The 15,338-nt window shown below is 72.0% G+C and carries 11 protein-coding genes; 8 read left to right on the top strand and 3 right to left on the bottom strand.

Going from position 1 to position 15,338, the window contains the following annotated elements; all coding sequences use genetic code 11:
* Window positions 1-360: 360 nt before the first annotated feature.
* The gene (locus ACZ6B1_RS06990; RefSeq protein ID WP_468775674.1) at window positions 361-708 is read left to right on the top strand and encodes a hypothetical protein; all 348 of its coding nucleotides are present in this window, start codon (window positions 361-363) and stop codon (window positions 706-708) included.
* Window positions 709-778: 70 nt separating this feature from the next.
* Here the strand turns inward: ACZ6B1_RS06990 and ACZ6B1_RS06985 are convergent, their stop codons facing one another.
* Complete coding sequence (locus ACZ6B1_RS06985; protein ID WP_468775672.1) at window positions 779-1,567, bottom strand: phosphatase; 789 nt, start codon at window positions 1,565-1,567, stop codon at window positions 779-781.
* Window positions 1,568-1,670: 103 nt separating this feature from the next.
* Complete coding sequence (locus ACZ6B1_RS06980; protein WP_468775671.1) at window positions 1,671-3,458, bottom strand: PucR family transcriptional regulator; 1,788 nt, start codon at window positions 3,456-3,458, stop codon at window positions 1,671-1,673.
* 192 nt (window positions 3,459-3,650) lie between these two features.
* On the opposite strand from ACZ6B1_RS06980, the gene ACZ6B1_RS06975 reads away from it, so the two are divergent.
* The 3 genes from ACZ6B1_RS06975 to ACZ6B1_RS06965 are packed head-to-tail and all read left to right on the top strand — an operon-like array spanning window position 3,651 to window position 7,842.
* Window positions 3,651-5,111: a sodium:solute symporter family protein gene (locus ACZ6B1_RS06975; protein WP_468775669.1), complete on the top strand. Its 1,461-nt coding sequence runs from the start codon at window positions 3,651-3,653 to the stop codon at window positions 5,109-5,111.
* A 56-nt stretch (window positions 5,112-5,167) separates the two neighbouring features.
* Window positions 5,168-6,139, top strand: coding sequence for an agmatinase (speB, locus tag ACZ6B1_RS06970; RefSeq protein WP_199210641.1), 972 nt, complete (start codon window positions 5,168-5,170; stop codon window positions 6,137-6,139).
* A gap of 5 nt (window positions 6,140-6,144) precedes the next feature.
* Window positions 6,145-7,842: a thiamine pyrophosphate-binding protein gene (locus ACZ6B1_RS06965; protein WP_468775667.1), complete on the top strand. Its 1,698-nt coding sequence runs from the start codon at window positions 6,145-6,147 to the stop codon at window positions 7,840-7,842.
* A 31-nt stretch (window positions 7,843-7,873) separates the two neighbouring features.
* Here ACZ6B1_RS06965 and ACZ6B1_RS06960 read toward each other — a convergent pair whose 3' ends face one another.
* A complete protein-coding gene (locus ACZ6B1_RS06960; protein WP_468775665.1) occupies window positions 7,874-8,245 on the bottom strand; it encodes a hypothetical protein in 372 nt (123 codons plus the stop codon).
* 72 nt (window positions 8,246-8,317) lie between these two features.
* Between ACZ6B1_RS06960 and ACZ6B1_RS06955 the strand changes: the two genes are divergently transcribed.
* The 4 genes from ACZ6B1_RS06955 (at window position 8,318) to ACZ6B1_RS06940 (ending at window position 15,177) form a co-directional block, all read left to right on the top strand.
* Window positions 8,318-9,241, top strand: a complete 924-nt coding sequence (locus ACZ6B1_RS06955) for a serine hydrolase (RefSeq protein WP_468775663.1) — start codon at window positions 8,318-8,320, stop codon at window positions 9,239-9,241.
* A gap of 123 nt (window positions 9,242-9,364) precedes the next feature.
* Window positions 9,365-13,084: an ABC transporter ATP-binding protein gene (locus ACZ6B1_RS06950; protein ID WP_468775661.1), complete on the top strand. Its 3,720-nt coding sequence runs from the start codon at window positions 9,365-9,367 to the stop codon at window positions 13,082-13,084.
* A 126-nt stretch (window positions 13,085-13,210) separates the two neighbouring features.
* Complete coding sequence (locus tag ACZ6B1_RS06945) at window positions 13,211-13,603, top strand: hypothetical protein (RefSeq protein WP_468775659.1); 393 nt, start codon at window positions 13,211-13,213, stop codon at window positions 13,601-13,603.
* 152 nt (window positions 13,604-13,755) lie between these two features.
* Complete coding sequence (locus ACZ6B1_RS06940; protein WP_468775657.1) at window positions 13,756-15,177, top strand: S28 family serine protease; 1,422 nt, start codon at window positions 13,756-13,758, stop codon at window positions 15,175-15,177.
* Window positions 15,178-15,338 lie beyond the last annotated feature (161 nt).

Genomic DNA, 15,338 nt, shown 5'->3' with positions numbered 1-15,338 from the left:
AGTTCCGGGCATACTTTGCCGTCACCTTGCCTGCTGCTGAGCGGAATGTGATCTTCCGGAGTTTTTTCGAAGCTGCGGAAAATAGTTGCCTGCTCAAAGTGACGTGTGACGTGTGGGGGACTAGGCTCTGGAGTGAAAGCCGCAGTGCACGGCATGCCCGGCCGGCGAGGATTCGGATAAGTCGGACCTCAGCCGCGGCACCCGAGGGGCGCGATCGCGTACGGGTGGGCCGCAGGCGTCGACAAGGTGACGCACGTCGTGCCACATCACATGCTGCGGTGACCCCTCTCCGACCGCCCCGCTCTTTCCCTCTTGATCCGCGGCGGCGGCCATCCACTTCAGGGATGGAAGGTATTTCCCATGCGAGCACAGCGCGCGAGGCGCCTTGTCGCCATGTCCGCCACAGGCCTGCTGCTGGCCGGCGGGGCAGCGGTCGGCACGGCGGGCGCCGCCTCGGCCTCCGACAACAGCGACCACGGCTCCTACAGCCACAGTTGGGACTGGGGAGACAACGACAACTACAACCACCACAACTCGTGGTGGGACGACGATGACGACGACTACGGCGACTACGGTGGCTATGGCGGCTACGGTGACCACGGTGACCACGGCGGCTATGGTCACGGCGATCACGGTGGCTACGGCAACGGCGACCATGGCGGCCACGGCGGCCATGGCGGCGGGCATGGTGGCCACGGGGGTCGCTGACCGCACCACCGGATGAAACCAGGATGTGCGGCCCCGTCACGGAGCCGCGCATCCGCCTTGCCCGGCAGGGCTAGTCGAGACCGGCCGCCGCCAGCAGATACGCCGTCATGGGGTCGTAGTGGCGCGGGCTGACGACGTGGTCGTCGAGCGGGACCACCACCTGCACGGTGCCCTCGGACTCGGCGAGAAACAGTGCGGGATCGTTGCAGTCGGCGTACCCGACGGAGTCGACGCCGTGCTGTCCCGCGTACCCGGCCCAGCCGTGGTCGGCGACCACCAGGTCCGGCAGCGGGCGCCCCTCGCGCTCAAGTCCGTTCAGAATGGCCCGCATCGGCTCCCCGGAGTGCGTGTGCCACAGCGACGCGCCGTGCTCCAGGACGGCCACGTCGGCGAACTGCATGACGTAACCCTCGTCCGTCTGCAGCCCGTCGGGGATGACCACGATCTCGCAGCCGGCCGCGCGCAGCGCCCCGGCCGTGGCCCGGTGCACGTCGAGCAGACCGCCCGGATGACCGGTGGCGAACAGCACCCGCTGCCGTCCCTCGGCCGCCTTGCGCAGCCGGGCGGCCAGCCGGTCCAGCGCGTCCACGGTCAGCTCGGGGTCGATGGTGTCCTGCCCGAACCGGTGTTCCGGGTCGTCATTGACGCCCACCCGCTCCGCCATCACCGCGAGCACGTCCTGCTCGTCCGCCCAGCGGTCGCCCAGCTCGAGCCCCAGCCAGAAGTTGCGCTCGCCGTTGGCCAGCCTGCGGTAGTGGGAGAGGTTGTTCTCGCGGGGCGTGGCGACGTCCCCCGCGATACGGGTCCTCACCAGGTGGTCGACGAGCTGGGCGCGGCTGGGTGTCCCGGGTATCGGCATGCCTCCCATTGTGAGGGCAGCGGGGCGGGCGCGTCCTCGCCATACCGCCCGCTGGGACTTGGATCACTGGGATCCACCCCGACACCCGGCCCCCGCACCCCGCTCAGCCCTGCCGCAGCGCGAACCACAGCTCCATGCGCACGTCCGCGTCGTCCAGGTCGGCGTCCAACAGCGCGGCGCAGCGGGCGATCCGCTGCCGCACGGTGTTGCGGTGCACGTCCAGCGCCACCGCCGTACGGTCCCAACTGCCGTGCAGCGACAGCCAGGTGCGCAGTGTCTCGGCGAGCGCGGGCTGGGCGCCGAGCGGCGCGAGCAGCGCACGGGCGTGCGCCCGGGCGTCCGCGCGGGGCACCAGGTCCGCCAGGCCCGGCCGGGCGCCGTGCCGGACCAGCGGCACGCGGGTGGCGCGGGCGCGGGCCAGCGCGCGGGCCGCCTGGGTGTCGGCGCCGGGCCACTCACCGGGGCCGGCCGCCGCGCTGACCCCGAGGGTCCAGCCCGGCTGCGGCACGGGTTCCCGCTCGGCGGGAACCAGCACCCGTACGACGTCACGGGCCACGTCCACCAGCGGCGATCCGAGGGCGGCGCCCAGTGCGGAGGCGGCCACCGCGTCCGCCGACTGGGCCTCCGGCCGGGCGTGCACGACGATCCAGTGCCCGTCCCCGAGCAGCGGCGCCACCTCTTCGGGGGACGCGCCGAGCAGCAGCCGCACGAGCGCGGCCGACCGGGCCGCGCCGGACCCGCTCTGGTGCTCGCCGGTCAGCAGGGAGAGCAGTACGGCGGCGACGGAGGCGATGGTGTGGTCCCCTGGTCCGCGCTGCCCGGAGGTCACCCCGAGCACGAACCCCTCGCCGGCCCCGAGGGCGTAGGCGGCGAGGTGGGTGTCACCGAGGGTGTCGGTGGCGGAGGAGGGCACCGGCCGGGCGGCCGGCGCTGGGGCCGGGGTGGCGGGTGCGGTGGCGCCGGGCCGCCGGGTGTCGGCGGGGGTGGATGCCGGGAGCGGGCGTCCGGTCCCCGAGGTGGTCGCTCCGGCGGGCGGGGGAGAGGCAGTGCGCTCGCCCGTCCGTCGGGCCGCGCCGGCCTGCCCGCCGCGGACGGCGCCGGCCGCCCCGTCGGCCGTCGGGCCGCCGGCGCCGGGCCGGACGGATCCGGTGCCGCCGGCCCCCGGGCCGTCGGTGCCGGAGCGCCCGGTACCGCCGTCGCCCTCCGGGACGCGGTCCGGCTCCGGGCTCCGCGGGCCGCTCGGCCGGACCACGTCCACCAGCTTCGCCAGAGCCTCCCGCGCCGCGCCGGACATCGCCCGGCCCGCCTCCGCGATGCCGGTGCCGTCCGGCCCGTAGAGGACGGCGTGGCCGCCGAGGCGCTGGGCGAGCTGGCGCAGCACCGAGGGCACCGGGTCCGGTCGGGACGCCGCCGCCGCGAGGCTCTGCTGGGCGTCCGTCACGCGGCGCAGCTCGGCGAGGCGGGCCTGCGCCATGAGCTGCCAGACCGCGCGGGCCACGCCCGAGAAGGTGGTCCGGGGCGGGACTTCGAGCAGCGGCAGGTGCTGCGCGTCGCAGGCCGCGATCAGGGCGGGCGGCACGGTGTCGTGCACCGGGGCCAGCCCGAAGCCGAGGGCCGCGCCCCCCGCGGCCACGATCCGGGAGACGTAGTCGTCGAAGTACGTGCTCCCCTCCGCCGCCTCCGGGATGTGCACCCCGGCCGTCAGCAGCAGCTCTCCGCCCAGCAGATACGGGTACGGGTCGGCCATCTCCGAGGTGTGCGCCGCGTGGATCACCAGGGACGGGTCGGACGGGCCCGCGATCTGGCGCAGGGCGAGGTCCTCCCGGGACAGCAGGGCCGAGAGCGCGACCGGTGGGGTCGGTGGGACGGCTGGGACGACCGGTTCCGGCATGGTGTGCGTTCCCTCCATCCAGCCCCGTTCATATGGATGAAACGTACACTTCGCAGTCGCTTTCCGGCCACCTAGTGTCAAGTCAGTCCGGCAGCCGCGGGTACGGGCGGATGTCCCCGCGATCCGCTGCCGTCACGTCCCCATTGCAACCCGCACGACACGCCACCGGATGTGCGCGAAGGAGGGCCCCACATGGCCGTCGACTACACAGTGATCGTCGTCTATCTCGCCGGCATGCTGGCCATGGGCTGGTGGGGCATGCGCCGCGCCAAGTCCAAGAGCGAGTTCCTGGTGGCCGGCCGTCGTCTCGGGCCCGCCATGTACTCCGGCACCATGGCCGCGATCGTCCTCGGCGGCGCGTCCACCATCGGCGGCGTCGGGCTCGGCTACCAGTACGGCCTCTCCGGCGCGTGGATGGTCTTCACCATCGGCCTCGGCCTGCTGGCCCTGTCGGTCTTCTTCTCGGCGCGCATCGCCCGCCTGAAGGTCTACACGGTCTCCGAGATGCTCGACCTCCGATACGGCGGTCGCGCGGGCGTGATCTCCGGCCTGGTCATGTGGGCCTACACGCTCATGCTCGCGGTGACGTCCACCATCGCGTACGCCACCATCTTCGACGTCCTCTTCGACATGAACCGCACCGTCGCGATCATCCTTGGCGGCTCGATCGTCGTCGCGTACTCGACGCTGGGCGGCATGTGGTCGATCACCCTCACCGACATGGTGCAGTTCGTGGTCAAGACGATCGGCGTGCTCCTGCTGCTCCTGCCCATCGCGGTGGTCAAGGCGGGCGGCTTCTCCGAGATGAAGGCCAAGCTGCCGACCTCGTACTTCGACCCGCTGGGCATCGGCGGCGAGACGATCTTCACCTACGTGCTGATCTACACCTTCGGCATGCTGATCGGCCAGGACATCTGGCAGCGCGTGTTCACCGCCCGCAGTGACAAGACGGCGAAGTGGGGCGGCACGGTCGCCGGCACCTACTGCCTCGCCTACGCCCTCGCCGGCGCCGTGATCGGCACGGCGGCCAAGGTGCTCTACCCCAAGCTGGGCAGCCCCGACGACGCGTTCGCCACCATCGTCAAGGACGAGCTGCCCGTCGGCGTGCGCGGCCTGGTGCTGGCCGCCGCCCTCGCCGCCGTGATGTCGACGTCCTCCGGTGCCCTGATCGCCTGCGCCACCGTCGCCAACAACGACATCTGGTCGCGGCTGCGGGGCGTGGTCAGGCCCTCCGGCGAGGAGCACGACGAGGTCCGGGGCAACCGGGTCTTCATCCTGATCATGGGCGTCGGAGTGATCGGCACCGCGATCGCGCTGAACAACGTCGTCGAGGCCCTGACGGTCGCCTACAACCTCCTCGTCGGCGGCCTGCTCGTGCCCATCCTCGGCGGTCTGCTGTGGAAGCGCGGCACCGCGCAGGGCGCGCTGGCCTCCGTGGCCGTCGGCGGCCTCGCCGTGATCGGCCTGATGGCGGGCTACGGAATCCTCGCCAACGAGCCCGTCTACTACGGCCTGCTCGCCTCCCTCGTCGCCTACGTCGCCGTCTCCCTGGCGACCAGGCCCACCGACGAGGCCGTCCTCGCCGCCTGGCGGGAACGCCTCGCGGGACGCTCCCCCGAACTCGCGTCCGAACCGGTAGTGGCTCACCAGTAGAGTCATTAGGAAAGCAGTACAAGCGCGATGAAGCGCCAGAAAGAAGGCATTTGACCATGAGCAGCAACGAGACGCCCCGCGGCCCCGTCGACTCCTCCCGCGTCCCGCGGTACGCCGGCCCCGCGACCTTCGCCCGGCTGCCCCGCCTCGACGAGGTCGGCACCGCCGACGTCGCCGTGGTGGGCGTGCCGTTCGACTCCGGCGTCTCGTACCGGCCGGGCGCCCGCTTCGGCGGCAACGCGATCCGCGAGGCGTCCCGGCTGCTGCGCCCCTACAACCCGGCGCAGGACGCCTCCCCCTTCGCCCTCGCGCAGGTCGCGGACGGCGGCGACATCGCCGTGAACCCGTTCAACATCAACGAGGCCGTGGACACCATCGAGGCGGCGGCCGACGACCTCCTCGGCACGGGCGCCCGCCTGATGACCCTCGGTGGTGACCACACCATCGCGCTGCCCCTGCTGCGCTCGGTGGCGAAGAAGCACGGCCCGGTTGCCCTGCTCCACTTCGACGCCCACCTGGACACCTGGGACACCTACTTCGGTGCCGAGTACACCCACGGCACCCCGTTCCGCCGCGCGGTGGAGGAGGGCATCCTCGACACCGAGGCGCTCTCCCACGTCGGCACCCGAGGTCCGCTGTACGGCAAGCAGGACCTCACCGACGACGAGAAGATGGGCTTCGGCATCGTCACCTCGGCGGACGTCTACCGCCGCGGCGCCGACGAGGTGGCCGACCAGCTCCGCCAGCGCATCGGCGACCGCCCGCTGTACATCTCCATCGACATCGACTGCCTCGACCCGGCCCACGCCCCGGGCACCGGCACCCCGGAGGCGGGCGGCATGACCTCCCGCGAGCTCCTGGAGATCCTGCGCGGGCTGGCATCGTGCAACCTGGTGTCGGCGGACGTCGTCGAGGTCGCCCCCGCGTACGACCACGCGGAGATCACCTCGGTGGCGGCCTCCCACACGGCCTACGAACTGACCACCATCATGAGCCGCCAGATCGCGGCGGCCCGGAAGGACGCGTAAGCGAAGTGACTCACGACCACGACCTGGTGCTCCGCCCGACCGAGGCACAGATCTCGACCGCGCTGAACCCTCCCCCCGGGCGCACCGGCGGAGACCTGGTCGTGGAGACCCTGGCCGGGCTGGGCGCGACGACCGTCTTCGGTCTGCCCGGCCAGCACGCCCTCGGCATGTTCGACGCCCTGCGCCGCTCGTCGCTGCGCTACATCGGCCTGCGGGTGGAGAACAACGCGGGCTTCGCGGCCGACGCGTACGGCAGGGTCACCGGCGAGGCGGCCCCGCTGCTGCTCTCGACCGGCCCGGGCGCGCTGACCTCGCTGGCCGCGCTCCAGGAGGCCGCCGCCGCCTCCGCCCCGGTGCTGGCGATCAGCAGCCAGATCCCGACCGCCGGCCTGGGCGGTGGCCGGCACGGCTATCTCCACGAACTCCCCGACCAGGCGGCCTCGTTCCGGGGTGTGGTCAAGTCGGTCCACACCGTCCGCACCCAGTCCCAGATCCCGTCGGCGATCGCCGAGGCCTGGAAGTCGGCCCTCTCCGCCCCGCACGGCCCGGTGTGGGTGGAGATCCCCCAGGACGTGCTGCTTTCCGCGACCGCGCTTCCGGTGGTGACGGCGATGGACGCCACCCCGGACGACCTGGCCCCGCGCCCCGAACTGACCGCGGTGGCGGCCGACCTGCTGTCCCGCGCGGCCCGCCCGGCGATCATCGCGGGCGGCGGAGTCGTACGGGCCGACGCGTCCGGGAAGCTGAAGGCGCTGGCGGAGAAGCTGGACGCCCCGGTGGTGACGACCTTCGGCGGCAAGGGCGCCTTCCCCTGGGCCCACCCCCTCTCCCTCCAGTCCTGGCTGGAGGACCGCCACACCACCGACTTCCTGGAGGACGCCGACGTCCTCCTGGTCGTCGGCTCGGGCCTCGGCGAACTCTCCTCGAACTACCACACGTTCAAGCCGCGCGGCCGGGTCATCCAGATCGAGGCCGACCTCGGCAAACTGGAGTCCAACCACCCGGCCCTCGGCATCCACGCGGACGCCCGCCTCGCCCTCCAGGCCCTGCTGGAGACGGTGGAGGACCGCACGGACGAGTCGGCGCCGCAGCGGGTGCGGGAGCTGCTCGCCAAGGTCGGGGACCGCATCGCGGGCCAGGAACTCACCCTGGAACAGGACGTGTTGGCGTCGGTCCGCCGCGCCCTCCCCGCCGACTCCCCGTCCTTCTGGGACATGACGATCCTGGCCTACTGGGCCTGGTCGGCCTTCGATCCCCGGGGCACCAACTCCATGCACTCCGCGCAGGGCGCCGGCGGCCTCGGCTACGGCTTCCCGGCGGCACTCGGCGCGGCGGCGGCCGACCCCACCCGCCCCGTCCTGGCGGTGTCCGGCGACGGCGGCGCCCTCTACTCGATCGCCGAACTGGCCACGGCCCGCCAGTACGACCTGCCGGTCACCTGGCTGATCGTCGACGACGGCGGCTACGGCATCCTCCGCGAGTACATGACCGACGCCTTCGGCCAGGCCACGGCCACCGAACTGACCCGCCCGGACTACGTGGCCCTGGCGGAGTCCTTCGGCGTACCGGGCGTCCTGACGACCCCGGAGGCCTTGGAGACGGACCTGGCGAAGGCGCTGGCGGCACCCGGCCCGTCGGTGGTCGTACTCCCCGCGGTCCTGCGGATGTTCGCGCCTACGCATCTGGGCGACGGCGACGACTGAGAGCCGCTGACCCGGGGGCGCGGAGAGTCCGTCAGTCCAGCAGGCCGGGGAACTTTTCCCGGTACTCGGCCAGCTGGGCTTCGTAACCCGCCTGGTGCTCCGCGAGCTCGTCGTCGTTGATGTTGCCCGGCGGGACCGCCCCGGCCGTCAGGAAGCCCGGTATCGACCGGAATATCTCCGATGCGGCCTTCCAGTGTTCTCCGCCGCCCTGCCGGCGAGCCGCCGTGAGTACGTCGTACAGGTCGCCCTTGACGTGCCTCATGCGTATCTCCGGGCTGTCCTTCGCGTTGGGCGCCGCGTCCGGGGTGAGCAGTCGGCGGTCCACGCGGGCGAGGAAGCGCAGCACTGCCAGTGCCGCGAACAGGCGCCCGGACTGCTTCAGCTGACCTTCTGTCTGTGGCATGGGTGAATCATTGCCACCCGTTCCGAAGGCCACACGTACAACCGTCACCCGTCCCGGTGAGTCAACGCATGCATGACTTTCCGCACATCCGTACGCACCGGAGCGCTGGCGGCCGCCCTCGGCGCCGTCGTGCTCATACCGGCGGTCGCCGCCACCCCGGCCGCGGCGGCGACCGCGCCCACCGTCAGCTGCACGTCCGCCACGGCGGGCCTGGCCGACAAGCTGAAGAAGGACATCACCGCGGCGCTCGCGAACCGCAGGGGCACCGTCGCGATCGGCCTCTACGACCGGTCCACCAAGACCACCTGCACCCTGCGCGCCACCACCGCCTACGACTCGGCCAGCACCGTCAAGGTCACCGTGCTCGCCACGCTGCTCTGGGACGCCAAGAAGCACAACCGGTACCTGACCGACCGTGAGGCCTCGCTCGCCAAGGCCATGATCACCAAGTCGGACAACGACGCGACCAGCACGCTCTGGAAGCAGCTCGGCACGACGAAGATCAAGGGCTTCCTGTCGGCCGCCGGGATGACGAAGACGGTCCCCGGCGCGAACGGCTACTGGGGACTGACCCAGGAGAACGTCACCGACGAGCAGAAGCTGCTCAAGCTCGTCACCGCCAAGAACAGCGTGCTGAGCGACAACTCCCGCGCCTACATCCTCAAGCTCATGAACCAGGTCGTCTCCTCGCAGCGCTGGGGCACGCCGGCCGGGGCGCCGTCCACGGTCACCGTGCACGTGAAGAACGGCTGGCTGCAGCGCGCCACGCACGGCTGGCGGGTGCACAGCCTCGGCACCTTCAACGGCGGCGGCCACGACTACATGATGTCCGTGCTGACGCAGGACAACAGCACCATGAGCTACGGCGTCACCACCATCCAGAACGTCGCCAAGGCCATCCACAAGGACCTGGTGCCCACGACGGCCGCCGTGGCCCGCTACACCCCGACCAGCACGCCGAGCGAGGCGCACGTGGCGGTGCCGCCGCAGGGCTGAAGCGGGTCCGTCACTCACGGGTACGGCCCTGGTGCCGGGCTCCGTTTTGTTGCAGGGGGATGAAATCCGCACGCCCCGGCGTTGGTGCCTTCCGGTAGAGCAGGACGACAGGAAGGCACCGGCGTGGCAGCGCAACGGGGATGGGCACGGCGGCTGGCGGGCTACGCCTGGCGGTATCCGAAGGACGTGGTCCTCGCCCTCGGCTCCTCCCTCGGCGGCATGGCCGTCATGGCCGTCGTGCCGCTGTTCACCAAGGTGATCATCGACGATGTGATCGGCGCCCACACCCGCTCCATGGCCGTGTGGGCCGGGGCCCTGCTCGGCGCGGCCGTGCTGGTCTACGTCTTCACCTACGTCCGCCGCTACTACGGCGGACGGCTCGCCCTCGACGTCCAGCACGATCTGCGGACCGAGATGTACGGCACGATCACCCGCCTCGACGGCCGCCGCCAGGACGAGCTGTCCACCGGGCAGGTGGTCGGCCGGGCCACCAGCGACCTCCAGCTCATCCAGGGCCTGCTCTTCATGCTCCCGATGACCATCGGGAACGTCCTGCTCTTCCTGATCTCCCTGGTGATCATGGCGTGGCTGTCGCTGCCGCTGACCCTGGTCGCCCTGGCCGTGGCCCCGGCCCTCTACGCCATCGCCAAGCGCAGCCGCAGCAAGCTCCACCCCGCCACCTGGTACGCGCAGGCCCAGGCCGCGGCCGTGGCCGGCGTGGTGGACGGCGCGGTGAGCGGTGTCCGCGTGGTGAAGGGGTTCGGGCAGGAGGAGCAGGAGACCGGAAAGCTGCGCGAGGTCGGCCGCCGGCTCTTCGCGGGGCGGCTGCGCACCATCCGGCTGAACAGCAGGTTCACCCCGGCCCTGCAGGCCGTGCCCGCCCTCGGCCAGGTCGTCATGCTCGCGCTCGGCGGCTGGCTGGCCGTGCGCGGCCACATCACCCTCGGCACCTTCGTCGCCTTCTCCACCTACCTCGCCCAGCTCGTCGGCCCGGTCCGCATGCTCGCCGTGGTGCTCACCGTCGGGCAGCAGGCCCGGGCCGGCACCGAGCGCGTGCTGGAGCTGATCGACACCGAGCCGACCATGAAGGACGGCACGAAGACCCTCCCGGCCGACGCGCCGGCGACCGTCGAGTTCGACGGGGTGTCGTTCGGCTACGACCACGAGCGTCCCGTTCTCGACGGGCTCAGCCTCGAGATCCGGTCCGGTGAGACCCTGGCCGTCGTCGGCTCCTCCGGCTCCGGCAAGTCCACCGTCTCCCTGCTCCTGCCGCGCTTCTACGACGTCACCCGGGGCGCCGTCCTGATCGGCGGGCACGATGTGCGCGAGCTGACCCTGGACTCGCTGAGGGCCGCGATCGGCCTGGTCCCCGAGGACTCGTTCCTCTTCTCAGACACCGTCGGCGCGAACATCGCCTACGGCCGCCCGGCCGCCACCCAGGAGGAGATCGAGGCCGCCGCCCACGCCGCCCAGGCGGACCGGTTCATCCGCGAGCTGCCCCAGGGCTACGACACCAAGGTCGGCGAGCACGGCCTGACCCTCTCCGGCGGCCAGCGCCAGCGCGTCGCGCTCGCCCGCGCCCTGCTCACCGACCCCCGCCTGCTGGTCCTGGACGACGCCACCTCCGCCGTGGACGCCCGCGTGGAGCACGAGATCCACGAGGCGCTGAAGCATGTGATGGAGGGCCGTACGACCCTGCTCATCGCCCACCGCCGCTCCACCTTGAACCTCGCCGACCGCATCGCCGTCCTGGACGGCGGCCGGCTCGCCGACATCGGCACGCACGAGGAACTGCAGGAGCGCTGCGCCCTGTACCGCCGGCTGCTGACCGACCCCGACGAGCTGGGCGGCGTCTCCCCGGGCCACACCGGCCCCGCCGAACCGCAGGAGGACACCAGCCTGCGCGAGGAGCTGGACGCCGAGTTCGACGCCGAGGCCGGCGTCACCCCCCGGCTGTGGACGGGCGAGCGCCGGCCCAGGGACGCGGCCATGGCCGGCACCCCCGCCACCCCCGAACTCCTCGCCCAGGTCGAGGCGCTGCCCCCGGCCACCGACACCCCCGACGTCGATGAGGCCCGTGCGGTGCGCGCCGAGCAGTCGTACGGCCTGCGCCGCCTGCTGCACGGCTTCGGTCTGCCGCTGCTGGTCAGCCTGCTGCTGGTCGCCGTGGACGCGGGCGCGGGCCTGCTGCTGCCGGTGCTGATCCGGCACGGCATCGACCAGGGCGTCAGCAGGGCGGCGCTCGGCGCGGTGTGGGCGGCGTCGCTGCTGGGCCTGCTCACCGTGCTGGTGCAGTGGACCGCCCAGATCGGCGAGACCCGGATGACCGGCCGCACCGGCGAGCGCGTGCTGTACGCGCTGCGGCTGAAGATCTTCGCCCAGCTCCAGCGGCTCGGCCTCGACTACTACGAGCGCGAGCTGACCGGCCGGATCATGACCCGGATGACGACGGACGTCGACGCCCTGTCCACCTTCCTGCAGACCGGCCTGGTCACCGCGTTCGTCTCGGTCGTCACCTTCTTCGGCATCATGGCCGCCCTGCTGGTGCTCGACGTACAGCTCGCCCTGGTCGTCTTCGCCACCCTGCCCCCGCTGATCGTCGCCACCTTCTTCTTCCGCCGGGCCAGTGTGAAGGCGTACGAGCTCGCCCGTGAGCGGGTGTCGGTGGTCAACGCGGACCTGCAGGAGTCGGTGGCCGGACTCAGGATCGTGCAGGCCTTCCGGCGCGAGCGGGACGGCGCCCGGCGGTTCGCCGAGCGCAGCGCCAGCTACCGCGCCGCCCGCATCCGCGGCCAGTGGCTGATCTCCGTCTACTTCCCCTTCGTCCAGCTGCTGTCCTCGGTCGCCGCGGCCGCCGTGCTGATCACCGGCGCCGGCCGGGTGGAGGCGGCCACGCTGACCACGGGCGCGCTGGTGGCGTACCTGCTCTACATCGACCTGTTCTTCGCCCCGGTCCAGCAGCTCTCCCAGGTCTTCGACGGCTACCAGCAGGCCACCGTCTCCCTCGGCCGCATCCAGGAGCTGCTGCGCGAGCCGACCTCCACCGGCTCCGCCGACGAGCCCCGCGAGGTCGGCTCCCTGCGCGGCGACATCGCCTTCGAGGGCGTGCGCTTCGCCTACGGCGCCGAGGAGGAGGCGCTGGCCGGCATCGACCTGACGATCCCGGCCGGGCAGACGGTCGCCTTCGTCGGCGAGACCGGGGCCGGGAAGTCGACCCTGGTGAAGCTGGTGGCCCGGTTCTACGACCCCACCTCCGGCCGGGTCACTGCCGACGGCACGGATCTGCGCGCCCTGGACCTGACCTCCTACCGGCACCGCCTCGGGGTGGTCCCACAGGAGGCGTACCTCTTCCCGGGCACCGTCCGGGACGCCATCGCCTACGGCCGCCCCGAGGCCACCGACGCCGAGGTCGAGGCCGCGGCGCGGGCGGTCGGCGCGCACGAGATGATCGCCACGCTCGACGGCGGCTACCTGCACGAGGTCGCCGAGCGCGGCCGCAACCTCTCGGCCGGCCAGCGCCAGCTCATCGCGCTCGCCCGCGCCGAACTGGTCGACCCGGACGTCCTGCTCCTCGACGAGGCCACGGCCGCCCTGGACCTGGCCACCGAGGCCCAGGTCAACCAGGCCACCGACCGGCTGGCGGGCCGCCGCACCACGCTGGTTGTCGCGCACCGGCTGACCACGGCCGCGCGCGCCGACCGGGTGGTGGTCATGGACCACGGCCGGGTGGTCGAGGACGGCACCCACGACGAACTCCTGGCCCGTGACGGCCGGTACGCGGAGCTGTGGCGGACCTTCGTCGGCCGGTCGGAACCGGAGGAGCCGGTCGGCGCCATCCGCTGAGCACCCCGGAGGGCCTTCTCGCCGACGGCCGTGCAACCATCCGACACATGTCGTGCGTCCGTACATCAGTACGGTCGTCGGTGACGTATGCCGGGGACGTATGACCGCGGTACGGGGAGGACGACGATGGACTGTGGTGCGATACGCCGGCGTCTGGCGCTCGGCGCGGCGGCCCTGGCCGCCTCCGGCGCGCTCGCCCTGGCGGTGCCCGGTGCCGCCCAGGCGGCCCCGGCCGGCTCGTGCGCGGGACGCGAGGTCCGCACCCTTCCCTTCAGCGCCGGCGTCGTGCACGTCTACAAGCGCAACGGCTACGTCTGCGCCGTCACCGTCACCCGGCACCCCGGCGCCAGACGCCTGATGTCGGTCAGCGTCCAGGCCCGCGGCAACCGGCCCGTCGTGGACGCCGGCCGGTTCAAGCACCACGCCGGCCCGGTGACCGTGCACGCCGGACAGCGCTGCGTGTGGGTGCGGGGCTCGGTGGGCCGAGCCTCGGTCAGCTCCGGCTGGTTCCTGTGCTGAACCGCTGAATTCGCGAACCCTTGAACCCCTGAGCCGCCGAACCGTACGGCCATGTAGCCGCAGAACGGCCCAAAGCGCACAACCCCCTCTGGTGTCACGGCAGTTGCTCCGCTAACTTCCGGCGCACATCTGTCTCACAGGGGAGAGTGCGCATGCGCAAGGCGCTCAGATGGCTGCTGGCGCTCACGGTCTTCATAGGCACGCTGAGCACAGCGGGCGCGGCCACCGCCGCCCAGTCCGAGCCCGACATCAAGGACCGGCTCCTGGCGATACCCGGCATGAGCCTGGTCCAGGAGAAGCCGTACCCCGGCTACCGGTACTTCGTACTGAACTACACGCAGCCGGTCGACCACCGGCACCCGTCCAAGGGCACCTTCCAGCAGCGGATCACCGTGCTGCACAAGGACACCAGCCGCCCGACGGTCTTCTACACCGGCGGCTACAACGTCTCCACGACCCCGTCCCGCCGGGAACCCACCCAGATCGTGGACGGCAACCAGGTCTCCCTGGAGTACCGCTTCTTCACGCCGTCCCGGCCCGCGCCGGCCGACTGGTCCAAGCTGGACATCTGGCAGGCGGCCAGTGACCAGCACCGGGTCTACCAGGCCCTGAAGCCGGTCTACTCCGCCAACTGGCTGGCCACCGGCGGCTCCAAGGGCGGCATGACGGCCACCTACTTCGAGCGCTTCTACCCGCGCGACATGGACGGCGTGATCGCGTACGTCGCCCCCAACGACGTCGTCAACAAGGAGGACTCGGCCTACGACCGGTTCTTCGCGGGCGTCGGCACCAAGGAGTGCCGGGACCGGCTGAACGCCGTCCAGCGGGAGGCGCTGGTGCGCCGCGAGCCGCTGGAGAAGAAGTACGCGCAGTACGCCGCGGACAACGGCTACACCTTCGACACCATCGGCGGCCTGGACAAGGCCTACGAGGCGGTCGTCCTCGACTACGTCTGGGGCTTCTGGCAGTACAGCCTGCTGAAGGACTGCGACACGATCCCCGCCGACGCGGCGACCGCGGCCGACGACGCGATCTGGGACTCGGTCGACACCATCTCCGGCTTCTCCGCCTACACCGACCAGGGCCTGGAGACGTACACCCCGTACTACTACCAGGCGGGCACCCAGCTCGGCGCGCCCACCATCCACTTCCCGTACATCGAGAAGAAGCTGATCCGCTACGGCTACCAGCCGCCGCGCAACTTCGTGCCCCGCTCCATCCCGATGCGTTTCCAGCCGGACGCGATGCGGGACGTGGACAGCTGGGTCAGGCAGCACGCCCGGCACATGCTCTTCGTCTACGGCGAGAACGACCCGTGGGGTTCGGAGCGGTTCCGCCTCGGCGCGGGCGCCCGTGACTCGTACGTCTACACCGCCCCCGGCATGAACCACGGGGCCAATGTGGCGGGCCTGGTGCCCGACCAGAAGGCGCTGGCCACGGCCCGCATCCTGGAGTGGGCGGGCGTCGCGCCCGCCGCCGTCCAGGCGGACCCGTCCGCGGCCAGGCCGCTGGCCCGCCACGACGCGAAGCTGGACGTACGGGACGTGGAGCGCGAGCCCGCGCTGCGTCCCTGACCCACCGGTGCCGGTCCCTCCACCCGGAGGGGCCGGCACCGGCGGGGGGGCGGGGAGGGGGGGGTGGGGTGGCCCGGCGTGTCACACCCGCCAGAAAAGGGGGTGTGTCCCACCGCTCGGGCTGGGCACGACCTAGAAGGGGAAGCGGTCGAGCAACTCGT

This window comes from Streptomyces sp. NPDC041129 (genome assembly GCF_055592265.1).
This window is presented reverse-complemented; position numbering and strand designations above follow the sequence as displayed.

Bases quoted from the DNA above. Each gene is read 5' to 3' on its own strand.
- ACZ6B1_RS06990 (WP_468775674.1), top strand. From the start codon at position 361: ATGCGAGCACAGCGCGCGAGGCGCCTTGTCGCCATGTCCGCCACAGGC.
- ACZ6B1_RS06985 (WP_468775672.1), bottom strand. From the start codon at position 1,567: ATGCCGATACCCGGGACACCCAGCCGCGCCCAGCTCGTCGACCACCTG.
- ACZ6B1_RS06980 (WP_468775671.1), bottom strand. From the start codon at position 3,458: ATGCCGGAACCGGTCGTCCCAGCCGTCCCACCGACCCCACCGGTCGCG.
- ACZ6B1_RS06975 (WP_468775669.1), top strand. From the start codon at position 3,651: ATGGCCGTCGACTACACAGTGATCGTCGTCTATCTCGCCGGCATGCTG.
- speB (WP_199210641.1), top strand. From the start codon at position 5,168: ATGAGCAGCAACGAGACGCCCCGCGGCCCCGTCGACTCCTCCCGCGTC.
- ACZ6B1_RS06960 (WP_468775665.1), bottom strand. From the start codon at position 8,245: ATGCCACAGACAGAAGGTCAGCTGAAGCAGTCCGGGCGCCTGTTCGCG.
- ACZ6B1_RS06955 (WP_468775663.1), top strand. From the start codon at position 8,318: ATGACTTTCCGCACATCCGTACGCACCGGAGCGCTGGCGGCCGCCCTC.
- ACZ6B1_RS06945 (WP_468775659.1), top strand. From the start codon at position 13,211: ATGGACTGTGGTGCGATACGCCGGCGTCTGGCGCTCGGCGCGGCGGCC.
- ACZ6B1_RS06940 (WP_468775657.1), top strand. From the start codon at position 13,756: ATGCGCAAGGCGCTCAGATGGCTGCTGGCGCTCACGGTCTTCATAGGC.